Annotated in this window: 25 protein-coding genes; 10 read left to right on the top strand and 15 right to left on the bottom strand. The window is 49.8% G+C overall.

Annotated features, from left to right (window positions below; translation table 11 throughout):
* Positions 1-55 precede the first annotated feature (55 nt).
* The 4 genes from ACN2TU_RS26830 to ACN2TU_RS26815 all read left to right on the top strand — a co-directional run bounded on the left by ACN2TU_RS26830 (position 56) and on the right by ACN2TU_RS26815 (position 3,842).
* Positions 56-283 (top strand): hypothetical protein, encoded by a 228-nt coding sequence (locus ACN2TU_RS26830; protein WP_435159853.1) that lies wholly within the window; start codon positions 56-58, stop codon positions 281-283.
* A 521-nt stretch (positions 284-804) separates the two neighbouring features.
* Complete coding sequence (locus ACN2TU_RS26825; RefSeq protein ID WP_435159852.1) at positions 805-1,479, top strand: hypothetical protein; 675 nt, start codon at positions 805-807, stop codon at positions 1,477-1,479.
* Entirely contained in the window at positions 1,466-1,738 is a 273-nt protein-coding gene (locus ACN2TU_RS26820) for a DUF8156 family protein (protein WP_435159851.1), read from the top strand. The genes ACN2TU_RS26825 and ACN2TU_RS26820 overlap by 14 nt, the downstream gene beginning before the upstream one ends.
* A 4-nt stretch (positions 1,739-1,742) precedes the next feature.
* The gene (locus ACN2TU_RS26815; protein ID WP_435159850.1) at positions 1,743-3,842 is read left to right on the top strand and encodes a type B DNA-directed DNA polymerase; all 2,100 of its coding nucleotides are present in this window, start codon (positions 1,743-1,745) and stop codon (positions 3,840-3,842) included.
* Positions 3,843-4,018: 176 nt separating this feature from the next.
* Here ACN2TU_RS26815 and ACN2TU_RS26810 read toward each other — a convergent pair whose 3' ends face one another.
* The 7 genes from ACN2TU_RS26810 to ACN2TU_RS26780 form a co-directional block, all read right to left on the bottom strand.
* The gene (locus ACN2TU_RS26810; RefSeq protein WP_435159849.1) at positions 4,019-5,341 is read right to left on the bottom strand and encodes a hypothetical protein; all 1,323 of its coding nucleotides are present in this window, start codon (positions 5,339-5,341) and stop codon (positions 4,019-4,021) included.
* 493 nt (positions 5,342-5,834) lie between these two features.
* Entirely contained in the window at positions 5,835-6,629 is a 795-nt protein-coding gene (locus ACN2TU_RS26805; protein WP_435159848.1) for a hypothetical protein, read from the bottom strand.
* On the bottom strand, positions 6,622-6,765 hold the full coding sequence (locus ACN2TU_RS26800) for a hypothetical protein (RefSeq protein WP_435159847.1): 144 nt from the start codon (positions 6,763-6,765) through the stop codon (positions 6,622-6,624). Before ACN2TU_RS26800 ends, ACN2TU_RS26805 begins: the two co-directional genes overlap by 8 nt.
* 245 nt (positions 6,766-7,010) lie before the next feature.
* Positions 7,011-7,343 (bottom strand): hypothetical protein, encoded by a 333-nt coding sequence (locus ACN2TU_RS26795; protein ID WP_435159846.1) that lies wholly within the window; start codon positions 7,341-7,343, stop codon positions 7,011-7,013.
* Positions 7,340-7,720 carry a hypothetical protein gene (locus ACN2TU_RS26790; RefSeq protein ID WP_435159845.1) on the bottom strand — a complete coding sequence of 127 codons (381 nt, stop codon included), beginning with the start codon at positions 7,718-7,720 and terminating at the stop codon, positions 7,340-7,342. The genes ACN2TU_RS26795 and ACN2TU_RS26790 overlap by 4 nt, the downstream gene beginning before the upstream one ends.
* 56 nt (positions 7,721-7,776) lie before the next feature.
* Entirely contained in the window at positions 7,777-8,268 is a 492-nt protein-coding gene (locus ACN2TU_RS26785; RefSeq protein ID WP_435159844.1) for a hypothetical protein, read from the bottom strand.
* A gap of 595 nt (positions 8,269-8,863) precedes the next feature.
* Entirely contained in the window at positions 8,864-9,091 is a 228-nt protein-coding gene (locus tag ACN2TU_RS26780; RefSeq protein WP_435159843.1) for a helix-turn-helix domain-containing protein, read from the bottom strand.
* 196 nt (positions 9,092-9,287) lie between these two features.
* Between ACN2TU_RS26780 and ACN2TU_RS26775 the strand changes: the two genes are divergently transcribed.
* Complete coding sequence (locus ACN2TU_RS26775) at positions 9,288-10,340, top strand: DNA-methyltransferase (protein WP_435159842.1); 1,053 nt, start codon at positions 9,288-9,290, stop codon at positions 10,338-10,340.
* On the opposite strand, the gene ACN2TU_RS26770 is transcribed toward ACN2TU_RS26775, so the two are convergent.
* The 4 genes from ACN2TU_RS26770 to ACN2TU_RS26755 all read right to left on the bottom strand — a co-directional run bounded on the left by ACN2TU_RS26770 (position 10,337) and on the right by ACN2TU_RS26755 (position 15,426).
* A complete protein-coding gene (locus ACN2TU_RS26770) occupies positions 10,337-11,872 on the bottom strand; it encodes a hypothetical protein (protein WP_435159841.1) in 1,536 nt (511 codons plus the stop codon). The two genes, ACN2TU_RS26775 and ACN2TU_RS26770, sit on opposite strands and share 4 nt — an antisense overlap.
* Positions 11,873-11,994: 122 nt before the next feature.
* Positions 11,995-12,507 carry a Pycsar system effector family protein gene (locus ACN2TU_RS26765; RefSeq protein ID WP_435159840.1) on the bottom strand — a complete coding sequence of 171 codons (513 nt, stop codon included), beginning with the start codon at positions 12,505-12,507 and terminating at the stop codon, positions 11,995-11,997.
* Positions 12,507-13,289 (bottom strand): adenylate/guanylate cyclase domain-containing protein, encoded by a 783-nt coding sequence (locus tag ACN2TU_RS26760; RefSeq protein WP_435159839.1) that lies wholly within the window; start codon positions 13,287-13,289, stop codon positions 12,507-12,509. The genes ACN2TU_RS26765 and ACN2TU_RS26760 overlap by 1 nt, the downstream gene beginning before the upstream one ends.
* Positions 13,282-15,426 (bottom strand): ATP-binding protein, encoded by a 2,145-nt coding sequence (locus ACN2TU_RS26755; protein WP_435159838.1) that lies wholly within the window; start codon positions 15,424-15,426, stop codon positions 13,282-13,284. The genes ACN2TU_RS26760 and ACN2TU_RS26755 overlap by 8 nt, the downstream gene beginning before the upstream one ends.
* Positions 15,427-15,815: 389 nt before the next feature.
* On the opposite strand from ACN2TU_RS26755, the gene ACN2TU_RS26750 reads away from it, so the two are divergent.
* The 3 genes from ACN2TU_RS26750 (at position 15,816) to ACN2TU_RS26740 (ending at position 17,430) form a co-directional block, all read left to right on the top strand.
* Positions 15,816-16,001 (top strand): hypothetical protein, encoded by a 186-nt coding sequence (locus ACN2TU_RS26750; protein WP_435159837.1) that lies wholly within the window; start codon positions 15,816-15,818, stop codon positions 15,999-16,001.
* A 181-nt stretch (positions 16,002-16,182) separates the two neighbouring features.
* Positions 16,183-16,935, top strand: coding sequence for an adenylate/guanylate cyclase domain-containing protein (locus ACN2TU_RS26745; protein WP_435159836.1), 753 nt, complete (start codon positions 16,183-16,185; stop codon positions 16,933-16,935).
* A gap of 6 nt (positions 16,936-16,941) precedes the next feature.
* On the top strand, positions 16,942-17,430 hold the full coding sequence (locus tag ACN2TU_RS26740; RefSeq protein WP_435159835.1) for a Pycsar system effector family protein: 489 nt from the start codon (positions 16,942-16,944) through the stop codon (positions 17,428-17,430).
* Positions 17,431-17,464: 34 nt separating this feature from the next.
* Here the strand turns inward: ACN2TU_RS26740 and ACN2TU_RS26735 are convergent, their stop codons facing one another.
* Entirely contained in the window at positions 17,465-17,710 is a 246-nt protein-coding gene (locus ACN2TU_RS26735; RefSeq protein WP_435159834.1) for a hypothetical protein, read from the bottom strand.
* A gap of 179 nt (positions 17,711-17,889) precedes the next feature.
* Here ACN2TU_RS26735 and ACN2TU_RS26730 point away from each other — a divergent pair, with 179 nt between their 5' ends.
* On the top strand, positions 17,890-18,279 hold the full coding sequence (locus ACN2TU_RS26730) for an SWIM zinc finger family protein (protein ID WP_435159833.1): 390 nt from the start codon (positions 17,890-17,892) through the stop codon (positions 18,277-18,279).
* Between the two features lie 44 nt (positions 18,280-18,323).
* On the opposite strand, the gene ACN2TU_RS26725 is transcribed toward ACN2TU_RS26730, so the two are convergent.
* The 3 genes from ACN2TU_RS26725 to ACN2TU_RS26715 are packed head-to-tail and all read right to left on the bottom strand — an operon-like array spanning position 18,324 to position 19,824.
* Positions 18,324-18,581 carry a hypothetical protein gene (locus ACN2TU_RS26725; RefSeq protein ID WP_435159832.1) on the bottom strand — a complete coding sequence of 86 codons (258 nt, stop codon included), beginning with the start codon at positions 18,579-18,581 and terminating at the stop codon, positions 18,324-18,326.
* A 26-nt stretch (positions 18,582-18,607) separates the two neighbouring features.
* On the bottom strand, positions 18,608-19,633 hold the full coding sequence (locus ACN2TU_RS26720; protein ID WP_435159831.1) for a hypothetical protein: 1,026 nt from the start codon (positions 19,631-19,633) through the stop codon (positions 18,608-18,610).
* A gap of 8 nt (positions 19,634-19,641) precedes the next feature.
* Complete coding sequence (locus ACN2TU_RS26715) at positions 19,642-19,824, bottom strand: hypothetical protein (RefSeq protein ID WP_435159830.1); 183 nt, start codon at positions 19,822-19,824, stop codon at positions 19,642-19,644.
* 581 nt (positions 19,825-20,405) lie between these two features.
* On the opposite strand from ACN2TU_RS26715, the gene ACN2TU_RS27055 reads away from it, so the two are divergent.
* Positions 20,406-20,609: a DUF8118 domain-containing protein gene (locus ACN2TU_RS27055; protein WP_472850227.1), complete on the top strand. Its 204-nt coding sequence runs from the start codon at positions 20,406-20,408 to the stop codon at positions 20,607-20,609.
* Positions 20,610-20,630: the final 21 nt, after the last annotated feature.

The following is a 20,630-nucleotide window of genomic DNA, read 5'->3' as shown; positions in this document are numbered from 1 at the left end:
TTCCTAGCGGTATCCCGTGTACTTACCTGTACAGCTCTCAAATCCAGAGATAGCAATGAGTTCGAATGGGACGTCGCCACTCACTCCACTCGCGCAGGATGCGCTCGACGCGCTTGCGACCGCACTTCCGGATGCGGGAGAGCTTACGTACGAGCAAGCGTATGCAATTCTCAACGACGAAGAGGATCTTGAGCGCCCTGCTGCCGAGGATATCATCGAACGGCTCTACATGAAAGGCCATCTCTATGAGGTCGACGGGAAGCTCCGACTCACCGATTATTGACTACAGAATTGAGCAACTGTGGGAGCATGTTGATTGGTCCCGTCGGTTTCATCCGTGGGTTACTACAATCAATATTTGTGTTATCGGAACGCGTTTTATGCCTCCGTCCGATGCACTAACTGCGCTCTCACACCTGGCCAACACAATTTCCCTGCGCCATCATGCGACGCTCAAGGTTTGGCTGGTTGTGAGAGCACTGCGGTCGGCTTTCCTTGCCTTTCTCCGAATGAGCGTTAGTGGGAGAACTGCGTTTTCGGAAAACCCAATCGGAAACGATTCAACTGGGCCACTGACGACCGATTCTCTCGGAGCTTTCTGAGATCTGTCCCAGACAGGCAGTTCTGAATGTAGCGGTGCGAATTCGCTCCAAACTGACGATAGCAGAACTTCGAGTCTTACTTCATAGTGGGTGGCCAGCACGACCAGTACTCACGCTGATTCCCATCGATATTTCCTCTATCGGAATATTCGGAACCGACCCTGGCGTGCCTTTCTGATACCCCGGTGAAATACAATCCGTGATGATTCATCAGAAATCACCAGAACTTCCCTCGCTTGACCCCGGCATTACACTGCTCGAAACCGAGGAGCGCATGACTGGGTCACTCCAGTCGCTCGTCCTCGACCAGCTACTCCTCGATCAGGGGTCGGCCATCTGGATCGATGCTCACGGGCACGGAACAACACACCCGCTGACGCGAATTACGCCATCGATGCGTGTTCTCGATCGGATTCACATCGCTCGGGCGTTCACCCCATGGCAACACCAGAGTCTCGTGCAGGAGCTTACTGGTGAACTCTCGGACGAGACTGCGATTGCAGTCCTTCCGGCTCTTGACTGGTTCTACCGGTCGGAGGATCTTCCGCGTGGTGACGACGAGCGAATGCTCTCGGCTGTGACCGAGCGGATCAACGAGCTTGCCGAACGATTTGAGATTCCGGTGCTCTTGACGTTGCAGACGGACGATACGCTGACAGCACCAATTCACGAAATTGCTGACCGGACGATTCAGTGTGAACAGACCAAATTCGGCCCACGGTTTGCAGGCGAGGAGTACGAGACGTTGGTCTATCCGCTCGAGAATGGGATGGTGCAAACGACGCTCGCGTATTGGAAGCGTGTGCTGGCGAATCGGCATCCGGCGATGGTTGATGCTGACGTTTCACCGGAGGTGAGGGCGAATGGGGCGTACTAACACGACGTATCGTGATTTACTCCGGGCGATGGAGTCTCGATGGAGCAAGTATCGGCGGGCACTCCGTCACGCTGACAAGCCCGTCTTTGATCGGCTCTTCGAGTATGCTCGCGCTCATGCCGACGCGAGTGGGGTTCAGAACCACCAATTCGTCGAGATTCCAGCGCTGCTTTCGATGGTAATCGAACAACAAAAGCAGATCGACGATTTAGAAGAACGGCTTGATCACTTAGAGGAAGATTTGAACGATCGAGGATGAGGACATGGTGTACAAAATCGACTACGTCGACGGCGACGTGCTCAGATGGTCGGTAACTGAGACGGGGGTGGAATGTGAAGTCGATGAGTCGTATACGCCGACAATCTACGTGTCGGTGCACGGTGACGGCGAATTTTCGATGGCACGTGCTGCACTCCGTGATCATCCTGCCGTTGTTCGGGTTGCTACGGTTGATGAACGCGTGAGTTTTCGCCACAATCCCGAGCAAGTACTCCGAGTGGAGGTAGTCGACCTCAACGCGGTGAATTCGGTGTCGCGAATGGTGAGCAAATGGGGTTCGCCCGGTGAGTATCGCTGTTACAATGTCGACTTCTCGCGGGAGTTCCGCTACTGTCTCGAAGAGGGAATCGACCCGCTGCCGAAACACGAACTCTCCCAGATGCAGATTGCCGTCTCGGAGACGGAACTCGCGAGTGAGAGAATTACCGAACTCACGATCGACGATGAGACGATAATTGGGAATGGGGCGGACGTGTTAACCACGCTGTCGGCACGTGTTGAGTCGGTTGACCCGGATGTACTCTTCCTGAATACCAGCGACCTCATTCCCGTCCTCTTCCAGCAGGCCGATCGACTCGACGTAGAGTTCCAGCTTGGGCGACGTCCAGGGTGGCAGCAGTTGGCGGGTGAATCAACCTACGAAAGCTACGGACAGGTCGGGCACTCACCAGCACGCTACAATCTCCCCGGACGGGTGATCATCGACGGCTCGAATACGTTCATGTGGAATCAGACGAACCTCGATGGCTGTCTGTATCTCGTTGAGCAGTCGGGCAAACCACTGCAGGAGTTGGCGTGGTCGTCAATCGGGAACATTCTGACTGGGATCCAGATACAGGAGGCACGGGAACGCGATGTGCTCGTTCCCTGGCGGTCGTGGCGACACGAGAAGTTCAAAACGATGCGCCAACTGCACGATGCTGACCGCGGTGGATTCACCTTTGCGCCAGACGTCGGGCTTCACGAGGACGTTCACGAACTAGATTTCTCCTCGTTGTATCCGAATATCATCGTCACGCGGAACGTGAGTCCCGAGAAGATCCGCTGTGAGTGCCACTCTGGGAGGGAGGACGTGCCGGGAATCGGCTATTCGATTTGCGACGAGCGTGGCTATCTTCCGGACGTGCTTGAGCCGTTGATCGAAGACCGGGATGCGATCAAAGCCGAGATTCGAGCGACTGAAGATGGAGAGCGTCGCGAGGAGTTGGAGGGCCAATCGAGTGCGATCAAGTGGATTTTGGTCTCATGTTTCGGCTATCAGGGATTCTCGAACGCAAAATTCGGGCGCATCGAGTGCCACGAAGCGATCAACGCGTATGCTCGGGAGATTCTATTGGAGACGAAAGCTGTGCTCGAGGAGCATGGGTGGCGCATTGTGCATGGCATCGTCGATAGCGTGTGGGTCACACCGATTGAGGGCGAAGAACAAACGTCGCTTTCGGAGCTTGTCTCGGAAATTTCAGAGCAGGTGGCAATTCGGCTCGAACACGAAGCCCACTACGACTGGATATCGTTCGTCCCGTTGCGTGATTCGGATGCTGGTGCCTTGACGAAGTACTTCGGGAAAGTTGCTGGAGAGGATGAGTACAAATATCGGGGCATCGAGTGTCGCCAGCGAAGTACGCCGTCGTATATCGACGAGGCGCAGAAAGCGTTGATTCGAACGGTGGATGACTATCGCAATCCAGAGGCGGTGTGTGAGGAACTGCGGTCGTGGGTTGATCGCCTCGAGCGTGGGGCAGTTGATCCGAATGAGTTGGTGATCACGAATCGTGTCTCGAAGAAGAAGGAGGACTACACGCAATCGACGCGGAGTGTGGCAGCGTTGGAACGAGCGGCTGATTTGGGGTTAGCGCGTGCGCCTGGGCAGAGCGTGTCGTATGTGGTGGTTGATGATGCAAAGCAGTCGCGAGAGCGGGTGCTGTTAGCGAGTGAGGTGTTAGACGAGTATGATGTCGGGTTCTATCGGGAGCTGTTGATTCGTGCAGCCGCGAGTGTGGTGTCGCCGTTGGGGTGGCGTGAGAAACGTATTGAGCAATTGCTTTCGAGTCATAGCGAAACCAGTCTCAAATCGTATCTCTAACGATCACAAGTTTCGAGGATGGATTGTTGCCACCTGCTCCTCCATAGAACCAAAAATCACTGTTAGGTTGGTAATCACCATCGATGGCAGACTTAGACGGTTGGGCTGATTGTAGGGAACGTATATGGCAACCGATTCTGAGGTGGTATTATATGGCCGTAGGTAAGAACCAGAAATTACGAACGACTTGACGGGAGACACTCCCTGAGCCATTGGTAGAAGCTGAATGCTTTGGGTTCTCGGTCGTTAATTCGTGCATGGATTGATTCGAAGACTACGCACAGACCCAAGAACCAGGATAGGAAGACGTTGATCTCAGTGTGAGAGATTATCCAGAGCCAATTCGGTAGTGTGATTGCTGAGTCTGTGACGAAGATCAGGTATACGAAGATTGGGATGACGACTGAAAGGATTATTGTCGCCACGTTTGCCACGAGTGTAGGCTCTAAGTCTTCGGGATGTAACCGTTCTTTTTCCCGTTTCAGTCGATCTTGCCGCTGTTCCAAAATTTCGATCTCGGCTTTTTTCTCTCGTAGGTTTTCATTTGTTTCTTCTAGTTTCTGCTGCTCATGTACATTGAGTCCCAAGACAGAGTTTGTTACCCTGTCTCCCATATCTTTGAAAGGTTCGTCAAATTTCGGCATGGTGAAGCTATTACCTGCCAACTCATTTCGAAGAGGACCAAATGGACCGGTCTCACGGGGACTGGTTGTTGATGTCCAGGAAGAATTCGAGGACGGCTTTTTATCTACTATCTCGTTATACTGAACTTCTAATTCCTTTTTAGTCTTCTCGTCTAACCCATCTATACTGTGGGTCTTCTCATATTTCCCGACGAATTCGTCAAGTTCGAGTGGGTCTTTTCTCAAGCTCTTAGCTTTCTTTACGATCTCTGAGTCATCATCATCTTCTGTAGATTGTTCCGCGTCGTTTGCTTCACCATTTTCTCCATTGTCTATTTCTCTCAGTCTATCAGTCAGGCTGGTAGTAACTGCGTCAGCATTCGGATCCCAGCCTTTCCCCTCGTATTTGGAGGCAAAGGGCGGAATGATATCGTTCAATATCCGATTTTCGATATCATCCATCCGCTTTTCCAGGAAATCTCTATGGTAGTAGCTGATTGAACTGTCTTCTAGATCTTCGGCAGATTCGCAGTCATGGAAATCAATGAGTTTCTGGTAGAGTTCGTCGACAGATAGTTGCTCAATTGGTTTAGAGATCTCGGACGGGATTTCGCTTTCGATGAAATCGTTAACCTGCTTTCTCGCTTTCTCTTTGTAGTCTGTTTCGCGTTTATCAACCAGACTGTCGACAGTGTTCTGGTAATCATCTCGTCGATTCCTAAGCCCCTCCAAGTCTTCTTCTATCCGGTCAAGTTCGTTTATTGTGTGTCTTCGATCAGATTTAATTTGGACGTAGTTATTGACGAGGAGGGCGGTAAGTATAGCTACGAAGACGCTGGCGGAGCCAGCTAGGGTACCGTAGAATGCACCACTCATCAGATAGTTATGGGTTTGAAATTGTTTAGCAATTAGTTTTCCGTATTCATTTCATCCCCTACGAATATTTTTAGCTCAATATGGGATCTAGGACTTGAGCAACTAGTTTAGCGTGAGAGGATGTTTCTGTCCTCCCACCACGACTAATGTATCCTCTCTATCTTGCGTGCCACTCATAACAGGTGATTAGTGGATAATGTTCAACCGCTAGCTCGTCAGCTCGAAACACTTTGCCACGCTCTCAACCAAGCCGTCGAAGACTGTCACTAGCGGGAATAGTCGATTATAACGTTGTAATAGAGGGGGATCGCGAGAGCGACCCCCTCCGTTTCGCAGAAATAGACGCAGAAATAGACGCACTCCACCGTAACCAACCGATTACTACCACCATGTTTCACCGGCAATGCGGTGTGAATCTCTTGTGGTGGTGTGGTTCGAGCGGGGGTTCTGCGAACCCCCGTGATTATAACGTTATAATCCGCTCCGTCCGGGGTTAGTTCCCTCCCGCGTTAGCTTCGTGTGCTCGCATCCACCCGGCGAGGTCGGGGTGGGCGAACGTGATTTCGATGTGATGCCCACCGACACCCATCGCGTCGTCCACACACAGCGTGCGTGATTCTTTGTAGCTCACACCGGGCACACGCTCGGCCATTTCTTCCATTACCCGATAGCCGTCGTTCTTGTACGCACAGCCGTAGTGCGTTGCAACCTCTCTGTAGCCTAATCGTGCAACCATTGCATCATTCGTCTTGGCAACGTTCTTCGCGTGCTCGAGGACATCGAGATACTTGTCCTCGACTTGCTGGCTCTCGGCACGCTTCTCACGGAAGTTCATGAGCTCCGTATTCTGTTCCGAACGCTGAATAGTCTCGAAGAGCTGGCGACCTGCATTGGTTGCTTCCGCGGCGAGGTTCGGCGAGCCGTCGTCAACGCTCTCTTCGGTCTCGTAGTCCCTCACGAGATTGATTATACGCGACACCGACGCTCGCACACGGGCGTTCTTCTCTTCAGCTTCAGTGAGGTCGTCAATGTCCGCTTCCATGCTCTCGGTCGTGTCTTCGAGACTACTGAGTTTATGCCGGTCCTGAGCACGCTCTTTGGTCGACTCTTCGCGGTAGTTCTCGAGTTCATCGACTCGCTGTTCGAGTTCGTCGATTCGCTTGTCTTTCTCGGCGACTTCCTGTTCAAGGTCATCAACACGGTCACTGAGCGATTGGACGTGCTTGGCGAGGTCGCTGATCGAGACATTTTCGAGAGTGGAAGCTCCGGACGTGGCGGGGTCACTCATTGGCAGACACCTCCACTGTGGCCGCAGTGTCCTCTGCTGGCGTGGAGAGGCGCGGCAGGTGGGCGATGGTAGTGAGCGAACCGATACAACGGGTAGTCGTGTCTCTGGCAGTGTGGGTGTACTCGAGAACAGTCATGGCAGAATCGGGCTGACTGATGCAGTGAAAGGTGGCTTGTTGAATTCCGTCCTGTGCCGTCGTGGTGATCGGTGGGGCCGTCAGAATGAGATGCGGTTCGCAGCGTGTCGGTGAGTTTGTCTCCCTGACGGTGCAGATCGTCCGTGGCAACTCGGTCGTGGTGATGCGAACGCGATCATTCGGTGAAAGGTGTGCAATGAGTGAGTTAGCATCGCGAGGATTCAACGGCGTGGGGGCATATCCACTCACGCCTGCTCACCTCCCGTTGGGTTAACGATGCACTCGACCGTGGCGTAGGTGCGCAACCACGCGTACTTCCCGGAGGGGGTGCGTCCGTAATGATCTAACTCGATATCGATATGCTCGTACTCGTCGTAGTACCGATACTGCACCCGATACAGGTCGTTCGATGGCGTGGCGACGTACAGGACGTGCTCACCGGGTTCGGGGCCACGACAGGAGAGTGTGGGTTCCGAATGCTCACACTGATAGACGATGCCCGTGAGCGTGCGCTTCTGCGTGTGGATCTGAATCGGATCCGTGCACTCTAGACCGAGAACCGTCCGCTGGTCGGTCATTGCTCGGCCTCCCGTTTCTGACGAAGGCGCTGACAGAGCTGGCACGGTGCATACTGGTCGTCTTGTGCTGCTTCACGAGTGCAATAGGCGAGTGGGTTGTCGGTATGTAGCGTACAGAGTGTGTGATTGTCCGCATCGAGTTCGTGATAGGCGAAGGCGTCGCCTACAAATTGATCGACGATGGCGACTGTCTCATCGGCCGGATAGGGGTCGGCAGCGATGCGCTGGTCGCGTTCGGCATCGGTGAGACTGCTTGTGAATCTGGTGTCACAGTAATGGGAGTCGGTGATCTGCACCGCGTAGGTGCCACAGTGGGGACAGCGTTCGAATGTGTTTTCGATCTCCTCGGGGGTGATCGAGGTGGACGTGCGGGTCATCGGCCATCACCGCCGATGGCTGTTGCTCTCTGGGAAGGGCGTTCTCGGGGGTGCATCTATGCGCACACCTCGGTTGTGGTGTGGGTGGTGGCGTCGATATCGTAGCACCGTTTGAGGATGCGTTGGTAGTGTGTGCGGGTTTTGGCGTGGGTTTCGCCCGGTGGTGTCGAGGGGAGGTTGGGATTGCCCGTTTTGGTGGTGGCGACCGAGCGGTAGGTGTCGGTGTCCTCGGGAATCTGGAAGCCCGCCTCGCCGTAGTCGATCGGGCAGCGACGTTCGAAGAATTGCTGGCAGTCCGGCGTGGCGTATATACAGTACAGATAGGGCGCTTGGCTGGTGGTCTTGGTTCGGGTTTGAAAGCCCACGCGGAGTTCGACGAGGTACGCGCGGGTGATCGGCTCGTCAGTGTCCGGTGTGGGTTGGTCTGGGTCCTGGACGGCGGTTTCGGGTGTGGGTTCGAGGCGCTTGATCGAGTGGAAGGTTTTCTCGCCGAATTGGGCCTCGAGGGAGAGCAGCCCGCCGTTGGGTTTCTCGTCGAAGGACGCCATTAGTTCTGTCCTCCGATAACAGGTGGTTGGTAGTCGATGCGTTTTTCTACGGAAGGGGTATTGCTAGTCATGCTTCGGTGTGGTCCGAAGCGCGGTCGGTGTTGCAACCACCGGCCTTTCTGCAAGGCATCCCACGCTTCTCACTCGATTAATTCTCTCTCGGCCACTTAAAGTTTCTGTTGTAAACTTACATTGTATGCCTACAACAGAAACTTCTAAGTTTTTCCTTGGCTAACAGAGTCGTTACTGTTGTAAATGACCAAAGTCAATACGAAATCAATGACTCTCGATGCCACCGAATTGAATAATCTCGATAAACAACTCCTTGATCTTCTACACGAAGGTCGAGCAACACCAACTCTAGCACGCAAACTCCTTATCACCAAAGGAATCCAAGACGGAATCTCTCGACAATACATCAATCAACGACTGAAACGACTTGCAGAACACGACCACATTTCTAACCTGGAGGACACAGGTGTCTACGAACTTATATCGGATCCACGAGATTGAACGAAATTTGGTTCAATCACATCTTATTGGCCGGCGTGCGAGTGCGATAAAATGTGGGACTCCGTCGGTATGTACCAATAGATCAGTCCTCAATAGGTTCCCAGATAAGCGTGTTCCCAACTTCTGTAGATTTTACAAGGTTGTTCTCTTCCATTTCTCGTAATCGGTCGTGTGCTGTTGTCCGGTGGCAGCCAAGGGCTGCGGCTATCTCACTGGTAGCTAAACGTGTGTCTTTCAGGGTTGAGAGAATTGTCTCATCGTCGTAAACGGATCTATAGCGACCGGTATCCTCGTCGCGTTCACGCGTCACTTACTGTGTCTCAGGCATGTTGGTTGATAAATCCGTCCAATGCAGACTAGCTCAGAATGGAAACATTTAGGGATCCATCCTACACAATGTAGGATGGAATGTGTGTCGGTGTTTGGACACCTGGCGGACGGGTCAACACAATAATAAAGATTAATCCATGCCACTAACAACGAGTGAACCAGACGAGAATCTACTCATGACTGAGGATAGCCCCGTTGCGGAATTAATGGACTCTGGCAGCACATATGACTCGGAACTCGGGTCTGCTTATCATGGCGACAGCCGCGAGTTGCTCAAAGAACTGCCAGACGAATCTATTGACCTTATTGTCACGTCCCCACCTTTCGCTCTACAGCACGAGAAGGACTACGGCAATCAAGCACAGGATAGTTACAACGACTGGTTCATGGAGTTTATACCCGAGGTACGGCGTGTTCTCTCCCCCCACGGAAGTTTTGTCATCGAACTCGGCGGTGCGTTCAAACGTGGATGGCCGGAACGTTCGACCTACCAGTTCGAACTGCTCACGCGCCTTACCGACGAGGATGAAGGCAATTTGAAGCTCGCACAGGACTTTTACTGGTTCAACCCGGCAAAACTCCCCAGCCCGATTGAGTGGGTCAATGTCCGTAAGATTCGGGTGACGGACGCTGTCACTCACATCTGGTGGCTTTCCAAGGACATCAACAAGGATTCTTCTGTTGAGGAGGACGAAGCCCCCATCCCAGAAGCGAGCAACCAGCGCGTGTTGCAAGAGTACAGCGATTCCCAGAAGAACCTTATCGAGACCGGTGAATTCAACGACGGGAAGCGCGGTTCAGGCCACAATATCGATGCTGAGGCATTTGCCAATGACAACGACGGAGCTATCCCGAAGAACCTGATTGAAGCGTCGAATACGGCCAGTAATACGCACTATCTGCAGATGTGCCGAGAGTTCGACTTTGATTCGCATCCTGCACGCTTCCCACGGCAGATCCCCGAATTCTTCATCGATTTCTTAACTCCGAATCCTCCATACGACGACTGGGACCGAGGCTACCTTGACCGGCCCGTGGTACTCGACATATTTGGCGGTTCGAACCTCACTGGTAAGACGGCTGAAGACAAAGGGCGCTATTGGATGGCGTTCGAGCAGGAAGAAGAATATCTGCAGACCTCACAGTTCCGGTTCCTGAAGGAGCAGCAGATTCGGAAGATGCTCGATGAGAATCAGTCGGGGCTAGCAGAATTTGCGAATTCTGATTAGTCGTCTTCGTCGTCCTCCTCTTCGATAAATTCGGTCAGGTTGGTATCCTTTCTGGGTTGATATTCGCTGAGTTCCTCTTCGTACTCGTCCAGCGCACGCTCTTCGCGTTCCCTGACTTCCTCAGCGTCTTCGCCCTCGTCAGCACGGCGATCCTTCCTAAGACGTTTGATACGCTGCACCCGGTTGCTCTGTCCCCGGAGTTCGTGTATCATCACATCGGGTCTCTCGTCGAGTTGTTCGAGTTCCTCGCCGGTCAGAAACAGGATAGTGATGTTTTCGGACTGCATCACCTGCGCCGCGAACAGTTCTGCCCCTTTGCTGACGCCGCCGCGACCAATCATCAGCAACACGTTCGTTTGTAGCGTCCTGGAGATTCCGACCTCGCGAGCGACGTGGTCGCGGGTAAGTTCACTTTTCGTGTTCTTGCACTGGATTTGCCAGCGGGTGAACGCCTTGCCCACGTCGTCCATGACGACATCGATTTCGGAGCCGTTCGTCTCGACCGACCTTACCCTCCAACCGACGAAGTCGAGGCCGATAAGCCGACCGAGCTTGATGGCGACGGTCTCCAGCGCTGTCCCTTTCTCATATGTCGAGTCAGAGTCCATCTCTTCCATCAACTCGTCGTATGATTTCCTGAGGACGCTCCGAGGGATGCCACTGCGCTGAGCGATGCTTTCCAGCGTCGGCTTCAGAACGTCGGCGTCGAACTTGTCGGTTGTATGGATTCGGTTGGCTTTGCCGTCGCGATGCTCCCATTCGATATATCCCTCTTCTTCGAGCGGGTTGAGAACGCGCTTGCTGATGTTACTCTGGTTGATGGAGACACCGTACGCTTCCTCAGCGACCTTTCTGACAACGCTGTTCCGTATCTTTCCAGGTGGGTTAATGAGCGCGAGGGCCCGGAGGAACGCGGTTGGCTCGGGGTCGAGTGATTCTAGCGCGAGAGTGTCGTCCTTACTAACACCGATCAGTTCGTCGATTCTCGCGCGGTCGATATCGTACTTATGTGAGCGCGTGTTGACGATGCCAGCCTTCGCCATCCACGCTCGCATCTGTGACCAGTGATTCGACGTCCCGTCAATGTGGTAGCCGTACTGGTCGCGGTACTCCTGTTTGATGTTGGCGTTGATAGTTCTCTTTCCCTCTGCTTCGAGATCTTCGACAATTTCGATTCCTTCCAATCCATGAAGATTGAGCAGAATGTGACGGGCGAAATGGTCGTACATCTCGTTTTGCTTGTCCTTCAGTTCGTTAAGCTGCTGACCGAGATCAGTGAACATGAAGTCCTCGTCGGTGATTTCGTATCCGACTGGACTCACGCCGAGGCGAACGTTCTTCGCGCGGTTCAGGGGGTCAGGAGAGTCGCTGAAGAAGCGGTCTGCGATTGCAGCGTCGAAAGCGTCCGGGTCTCCTTCGTGCTGTTCAATGAGGTCAAGGACGACGACGAGTTCTTCCTCGTCGTCCTCAACAGAAAGCTGTGCCGGGCTGAAGGCGTCACCAAATGGCAGGTCTGTCGTAGTTCTTGGCACGTCAGCTCGACATCTCAAAGAATCTTAATAAAGTTACTTAGTCGCAGTCATAGTGCGGAGCATAGAATGAGTAAACGACAAGAAGATGATCTCCATAATCATAAAAATTCCAGATCAAGAATTCATACTGCGAACAGGACGATACCGGAGATTAGTGCGAAGAAGATTGCAACAGCAGTGGCCCCTATTGTATAACGTATATCTTTATACTTCCCTTTAGTGACCCTTGCCAATTGGTAGTTTTCATCCACCAATTCATCTCTAAGCTCTATCTCTGACTTTTCAGCGATGGAATTTTGATAATCATTCGCTGAACCATCAACAATCGATGTCCAGAGTATCAGACCTTGGGATGTCTCCGGTGTGTTTGGGTAAACTGCCTTTGCAGCGAATACACCGGCGGCAACCAGTGCTACAACGGTCAATGCTGAGAATAATTTAAAGCTATCAGGTGCTGTATTCCATGAACTATTCACTAAGTTAGCAAACAGACCGAGAAAGGCAATTTGAGCAGAGAGCAACAGAGATGCTTTCCGATCTGCTACTTTAATATATTCATTCAAATGATCATGAACCATTAATGAAAACTCTGATCTTGATATTCCGTCGTTATTTGTTTTATCGTTGTCAACCATTATGACTCCTTCTGATCATGTTGAACTTCTCCGCTCCACTCGCCCGAATATTTGTAGATTTGAAAGTCCTCAGACTCGTTGGTGCTAGGATTTTTCCAAGAAAACCCTTCAAGGGTATCATACGGTGATAGATGTGACCGCATTTCTTTGTCTGCATGGAACCAGACATTTGGTCCAGTAAGAAGTTCGTTTTTTCCTGCAATCGATTCGAGCTTCGACGCTATATTCGCTGCATTTGAAACAGCTGTGATCCGATTTAGCTCTTGTTCATAGTTTTTTGCGCCGATTCGAGAGAGATAGGCAGGACCATATGCCGCACCAGCACTAATTTGAATAGAATTAATTTTATTCTCCTCAAACAGCAGGTTTACATGCTCATTTAGAACCCACTTTACCGTACTCAGATAAGACAACAACTCGACGACTGCTTCTGATGCATCCTTTCCAAACCCAAAGTAAGCCAATAGTCCATCACCTGTATTCTTCTCGAAATATCCGTTAAAATCCTGGACAAGTTTCATAGCTTCAGACATAAACACGCTAACCATATACAGTGCCTTCTTTGGGCCATTGTCCATGACGTATTTTGTGAAGTCATTAATATCTACGAATACAATCGCTAACTCAAACCGTTTGGGTTCATTTAACCGCTGGTGCTCCTTAATCGGGATACTCCGTCCCGAACTGATGTTTCTGACACGTTCTTCGATGTGATCCGCTCTACGATACAACCGTTCCACTATTTTTCGCTTTTCTGAGCGTGTTAAAGTTGGTTTAGACATTACTCCTCATTTCATCTCGTTCCAGATAGTCTCGAATATCAATGCCCGCTTTCATAACTTTTCGACCTAATTGGCCCGGGGTTACATTTTCTGGGTCTTGTCCAACTTCATCACAAAGTTCTTGATGTACTTCAGGAGTGAGTTCTAACAGGATTGACGTAGATTTTGTGTCATCCCTAGAGCTAATGTTTTCCGTGCCACCTAAGCCATCACCTAAATCAAAATCACTGCCGTCGTCCTTCTCTTCACCTTCCTCATCCTCCACATCAGATGATTTGCGTTCGCGATCCCGTTCATCACTTTCTTCATTCTCTCTTTTAGATTTGCCAACGGAATCTTCACCGACAGTATCATCTATATCGTTGGTTTCATGTTCGTCTGTGTCTTCTTCGTCCCCAGACTCTTCTACCTTTTCATCTTTCACATTTAAAATTTTATCTAATATAGGGTCTGGAAGATTGCCGCGTCCCAGTTTTTCACTAACAGTGTCTTCTATGCTTTCGATCAGGATAGTCGCCGTAAGTTCACTTAGATTGCCCTCCGCCTCGATAATCTCTCGATTATAATATTCTTTCCACCATGGCTCTTCGCCATTAAAATCGACGCGTTCACCGATCTCAACATGATTCTTTGCCAAATCTGAAAGTGTAGAAAGCCACCCGTGGAACACTTGTTCCGATAGATCTTCAATTTCGTCTCCAATGATAACATATTCTCCCCCCTCTTCCGGCGTATAATCTATATCAGGTGACTGTTGGTCATGGAACTCTGGTCGATATGCTGCACGATGGCTTTTAGGTACTGAACAGGGTGCAAAGACTCCTATTTCCTTATGGTACTCAACAAGATCTCTGAGTTCGGTTGTTTGGGGTTTAGATCCATCAGGGCTGTGCATAACACGCTTTCTGCTGGAATAGTCTTCTTCATCAAGTGAATCGCCCCATGCTTCGTCGTGATCTGATTTATATGGTTTAGTAAATGCAGTGGGGAAATCTCCATATTCGGCCTTCGCGTACTCTTCGCCAGCTCGCTTGAGGAAATTATACGCCTTCTCCGCGATAGGGTTGCTTATATCGAGGTGGCTTTTTTGTGTGTCCCACGGTAAATCGTCTGGTTCCTTTTCGGTGCTGAGCTTCAAAACGAATTTCGTGCGCCTCCGTTGGGGATTGAATGCTGGAAGGAAATTACCCCAACCACCCTCTTCTTCCTTACTGGCTGAAATTATTTTGCGATTCTGGATGATAACGTCTGTCCCTGCTTCCTCCTCTTTACCCTCTCGGAGTAGTCCGACCTCCACGTCAATCGATATCGGTGTTGCTCTATCAATGTTAGAAGGGAGGTTAGAGGGAGAGATCTGGTACTGTTTAAACAGGCGGGGGTGGAATCCATCGTATGGCGTATACGACCAGTCTGGCGGGCTCGGGTTTTTGACTTCTTCACCGTTCACTACAATAGTCAAATTTCCATCACTTGGGGTTGCACGGCCGTAGAGAAATTCCTGATAGCTCTCGGAGAGGTCTTCTCGGAGCTGTTGAGCGAAATCCTTTGGAGATTTGAACGACGCTGACACTTCCTCAGCCTCAGCTTCCTCATCGCCGTCGGTTTCCTCTCCGGTTTCATCCATCTCTGATTCTACCTGTATCTGAAGATCCTCAATTTCGATTATAGTCGTCCCTTCACGGAGATTATCGAAGATTTGCCGGTCCACACTCCAACTATCGCTATTGAGCCATTCCTCGTCGACGACAAAGCCATAACCCTGTTCTTCATCCCTCATTCGGCTCTTGATCGTTGCTTTCCGGCCTAAGCGAACGATCGCCTTTTTGGCACCCATACCATATGCGCCTATCGACCACGAAACATCTGAATTAGTAGACTCACCCAGTGCAAATATTTTTGAAATATCTCCATCACTAATCCCACCACTATCATCCTCAATTCGGAACGTCCCAGCATCAAAGTCAATGTCAATATCAATTGTGAGGTCGAAATCACCACTTTTGCCCGCCCGCCGCCAATTGTCAAGAACGTTATCTACGAGTTCTTTCACCGAAGATATTGGATTAACGTCTGACTTCAACGAGCGATATGTCTGTTTACTAGGAGCGAGATCGTACGTTTCGTCGCCTTTTGACATTAAAACCCCGATTGGTGTCATGACGGCATAAATCATAAGGTTCTAAGAATTCGTAAAGCACGAGGCAGACTCGGTTTAGGTCCAATATTCCTGAACATTGCTGTAAAGGTCTATGAATATATCAGTTCCCAACTTTGAGTTGGAGTTCATTGATTTCTGTCTTTACAGCTGCTCAACTGCTTAAACTCCGTAGCTACTCAACACCGAATATAGGCACACAATCAGTATTGATCCGCAGGAAGCAGATCTCAATTTTCGTCTATAAGTTATAGATGTTAAAATTCTAGTATAGACAAAATGATACCACATCTCTCCTGGGGAAAGTCGTGTTCAAAATGAGGGGTGCGGCGTTCATATTCTGTCTTGCTGGGTGGATATTGGAGGTGTTCTTGAGCGAATACGCAGCGGCGCTGAATATGAAATGGCGAGAAGTCGTATCGAAAACGAAACCGGGGGAGTCGCGGTACGATAATATGAACCATGACCAACTCAGAATGACAATCGGCGCGATGATAGCGCGCGTCGCGGTATTCGCCGCGTGGTTGTATATCGAGTGGCGAGTGTACCGGCCATAGCCCAGTACGAGCCGATTTCGTGGCTCTTTCATCGGTGAAACTCTGGCTGTTCAAGACCATCACACGCCCGGGAAGAGAGTTTCGGCAGGGAAACAGTACTACCTCACGTGAGTTACTAGTATAGTACTACTACGCTTCGCATAACTATACAATCTCCCAATAACAATTGTTCGCTAATAGAATGCCGAATTTCCCGGACTCTCACCAAGAAGAAATCGTCGAACGGATTGAGGAGAGAACAGAGACCGTAGAAGAGCGACTTGAGGACATCCCGAAGGGGCGAACGAACCCGTCGTTGGGAGACCTAACAATCCACTCCGCAAAGAGATACCGCCTCGGGGTGGTTTTCGTCGATATCAATGGGTTCAGTGACTACATGAGCGATAACGACGACGAAGACACCCTTTTCATGCTGAACGTGTTCATCCCCGAGATTATGGAGTTAGTACGCGATTTTGGCGGGAAACTTGAGAAGAACACTGGGGATGGAATTCTCGCGTACTTTGGAGCAGGCGACGACGATGAGAGTGCAGTTGAAACGCTGTTAGAGTATATTGCCACCGTCAAATGGACGCTGGACAATCACATTAATCCGATACTGGAAGATCACGATATCGAAACAATATCAATCAGTACCGGGTCTGCTTATGATAACGTCTACATCTCGCGGATTGGTGCGCACAGCGGTAAACAGCGAATGAACAGATTGACCGCCGTTTCATCAGGTGCGAATGTGGCATCAGAGCTTGAAGGAATGGCAGGTACGAATGAGCATTACGTAAACGACGGTGTCTTCAAGTATGCTGACGCCGAGAACGGTTGGGGTCAATACCTCACACGTGTCGGTAATCATAACGGGTACAAGTGGGGGAGTACGTTAAACGGGTACGATACGGCGCAGTACTACAAATTCACTGGCATTTGGAAGGTGTGATTTTTCATGCCGTCACCACCTACTGACTTTTCGACGCAGACACTTGCTCATTTAAATGAGTACATCAAATTCGCAGATCAGAAAGCGTCCGTCCTCCTAACGGGACAATTAGCGTTCCTTGGGCTGTTCGTTAACTTTCTTAGCCAAAACTGGTTCGGGCCAGGCATTGAGTTCCAAGTCCTCGCATCGGTGACAATCGGGGCTACCTTAGTCGCAGTAGTGCTCGCAGGATGGGTGATCTATCCACAGACAGAACCTTCTGGCGACAATTTACTGTTCTGGGAGAATATAAACGTCGAGTCTCACGATGATTACGAATCGCAAATTAAGGACTTGACCGAGGATGCGGTGTTGGAAGACTTGATTGAGGAAAATCACTTGTTAGCGAAAGTAGCATCAATCAAATATTGGCGGTTGAAAATTTCCTTGATTTCGACAGCTGGGACCGTGCTCTTTGCCACACTATCTGCTATCTCCTTGTTTTGGCTTGGATAAGTACCTCTAGTTTTCGCGGGGAGACACCTAACGATTATCTCTCTGCAATCCACCAGATAACCACTCGCGGGCTCAATTTCCCACGCTCTAACTTGCCTTGCTCATGCAACTCTTCGAGCCGCTGATGCACTGGCCGCCGCTCCATCTCGACCGTGTCTGCAACCCATCGAGCGGTCACTGCTGGGAACTCGGATTCACGAATCACCCGCAGGATATCGTCATCACTTGTTTGCTCTGCAAATCGTCCCTGCTCGTCGCGTTCACTCTCGTTTTCAGTCATAGCGCATAGTATCGTATCCATCTACTTAATACCATCTCCCACGTAGGATATCGCAATCTTTAATACCGACGCCCACATAGGATATGGTAGGAAGAACGGTGCCCTCGGGCGTGTGTAGAAACGCGCCGGGTGCTTGCAACACCCGGCACTGGTCTTCCTAATGGATCTCAGGTAAGACCATGAGTACAAAACAATCCGCAGCCCTTGAAGCTGACGAGACGGCTCAGAAACGCGCACAGGCCGAACAATTCGCCTTCGACGTCGATGCTCCTGGACTCATCGAAGTCACCAACGAGAGCCACGAGAACCCTGCAGACCACCAGTACACTGTCTCCATCGACGACGTGACTGAAGAACTGATGGCCTGCACGTGCCCGCATCACGTCCACCGGAACGCCTTCTGCAAACACATGGCCGCCGTCGAAAACGCAACCGACGACGGGACACTCGATGCGTTCCCGTCCGAGAACGACAACGATACTGAACTGGAAGACTGCGACTGTGACGGCCTCGGTGACTTCCCGTGCTGGCCGTGCGTTCGTGAGGGTCGCAAAGAACTGCCGAACTGATCCCGTCTCGGTGACAGGAGAATAAGGGAATAAGCATTGGGAATCTACGGTTTCTTTCCTCCCTCAGCCTCGCGCTTTATCTGTCGCAGAAACTCCATCACATAGTTGTGGGAAATCATATCCCCACTCTCATTGGTTTCCGGCTCGGTATAGGCGTAAATCCCTCGGAAGTCCTTTCTTACCTCAGCCGGGTCAACATCCGGAGGAGGCTCTGCAATATCCATTGCATGTTCAAGAATCGAACGAGAGGCGTTTGCTGAACCTGCTCCGTTGTAGCCCCAACCAAAATCATCTATAGCCAATTTTTTAAAACTATTTATAATCGATTTTAATTGGAGTATATGTGAATAAATATGATTGTAAAGATCCCGGAAACTAAAGCAGAAGCAAAGCTCCAACTAACAAAGGGCCCAAGAGTTGGAAAGAATGGCGCAGTAAATAATATCACCCCGCTAATTACACTTAGTAATATAAACATGATTCCCATTCCTATCTGCATATCTGTATCTCTAGTATCAACTGAAAAATTGTTCCAGAATATATTTATCATACTGCTATTAGATTGGGTATCCAATTGTTTGTTTGAACTATCGTGATCATCCTTACCATTCTGTTCATCACTTTCCCTACCAAATTTATATAATAGATACTGTCGTAAGGATTTTTTCCGCTTGAGAACCCCAAGAAAAGTAACTCCCTCACCAGAGTGAGATAATGGAGACAATAAGTAAAGCCGAGCTATTTCCTCCTCAGGGACATATGCTGCTCGACCCTTCTTTATCATTCTTATCTTTTCGCCACTATCTTTTACTTTTATTTCCCCTTCTTCCCCAGGCATATTCTCTCCGTTAATATCTTGTCCACGTTTTACAACAACCGGATCATTTATTAATATGTCATTTTTACCTAATGTCCCAAAAAACGTCACACTTCCTGCAAGCTCAATATTTTCTTGGGTGATAATACTAACCCGTACTTTTTCACTTGGTGTCTGAATTGCTAAATATTGCCAAGCATTCCCTCTTGGCGTGTGTGGATTATATTCAATATATTTTTTATATATTATTGTGGTGAAAATCCCAACTACAAAGGAAAGTATGAGTGAGTAAGTAAATAGGCGGGCAAATAGCACAGGATTGATATTAGCTGGAAACTTATCTTTTGAGGCACCAACAATTAAATAAGAACCAGAGAGTGCAATTCCACTTGCTAAAAGGCTCCATGCTGTTTTCTCAAAACTATCAAGCGGCTCCTGATGAGCTTTAAAAAAGCTTACGATTTTAAATGATAAAAATCCAGGTATGAGGAATAAAAACGAATAGATAACGTCCAACGCCGGGAACTCTCCAACCATAAAAGTAGTTAATCAAGCCATTCTGTAGTTTCCGTGTCATCCGGTTCCTTCTCTTCATAATATTCATTTATATGAGGGACTGCTTCTCTAAGAACTAACTCAATCTTTTCTTCTCCCAAATTCGAAACAAAGTCCGAGTTAGCACTTTCCTTCGTGTCTTTAGCAATCTGTTGAATTTCTTCTTCGCCCATGGTCAATAGACGCGCCATCATAGCAAATATTTAACTTAATCTAACCATCATTATTTGACATATGGTTGGGTTTTTAACATTTTTTATTTGATAAAACATGGTTTTGATAGATATGTCGGTTATGAGAGATCAAAGCAGTAAATGTGGATATTTAGCAAATTATTTTGTAGGCAGTCGATGGCCTCAATGACAAACTCTTCCCCAAGTAAGATCACTTTTGAATAGCACGCTCTTAGGTAGCATATTGCTGATTTCAGAGCGTTACTCGGACAGCATGTTTGAGAGCATCTCGTCCTGGTTTTCGGTAGAGTTCCCGCCGGAGCTGGAACGCGCTGATTCACTCATGTCTAGTGGCTCCGCTTTCTCATATTCCCGTAGCGTAATTTCGACACTCTCCTCATTTTCGGCATCATGCAGTGGGAAAGGTGCGGACTGTGACATTGATTCGGTTAGGTCTCCCGAGCAACGCTTGTGAGTTCTCACGATCGTATTTCGTCGCGTAAAACATTGAATCTCTTATTATCTGATTTAAAATGCTGGAAATAATATGGGCCATTTACAGACCCCTTGTGATCTGATGCCTGTTCAAGCATCGCCTGAGCTCCCCCCGACAAAGAGTATTCATCATCGTTGAGTCGTTCCCATCGGAGGACAACGACGACGAGAGTATCAGTGGCCCGTACACCGACTACGACAAGTACGGCGACGTCGATCACACATACTGGACGTGTGAGGACTGTGGGGCGGAAGCCACTCGGAAAGACGCACTCACCGACTGCTGCTAACCCCGTCTCCCTTTTTCAGTT

This window comes from Haladaptatus marinus (assembly GCF_051194195.1).
The sequence above is the reverse complement of the archived record's forward strand: the minus strand, read 5'-3'. Positions and strand labels throughout refer to the sequence as shown.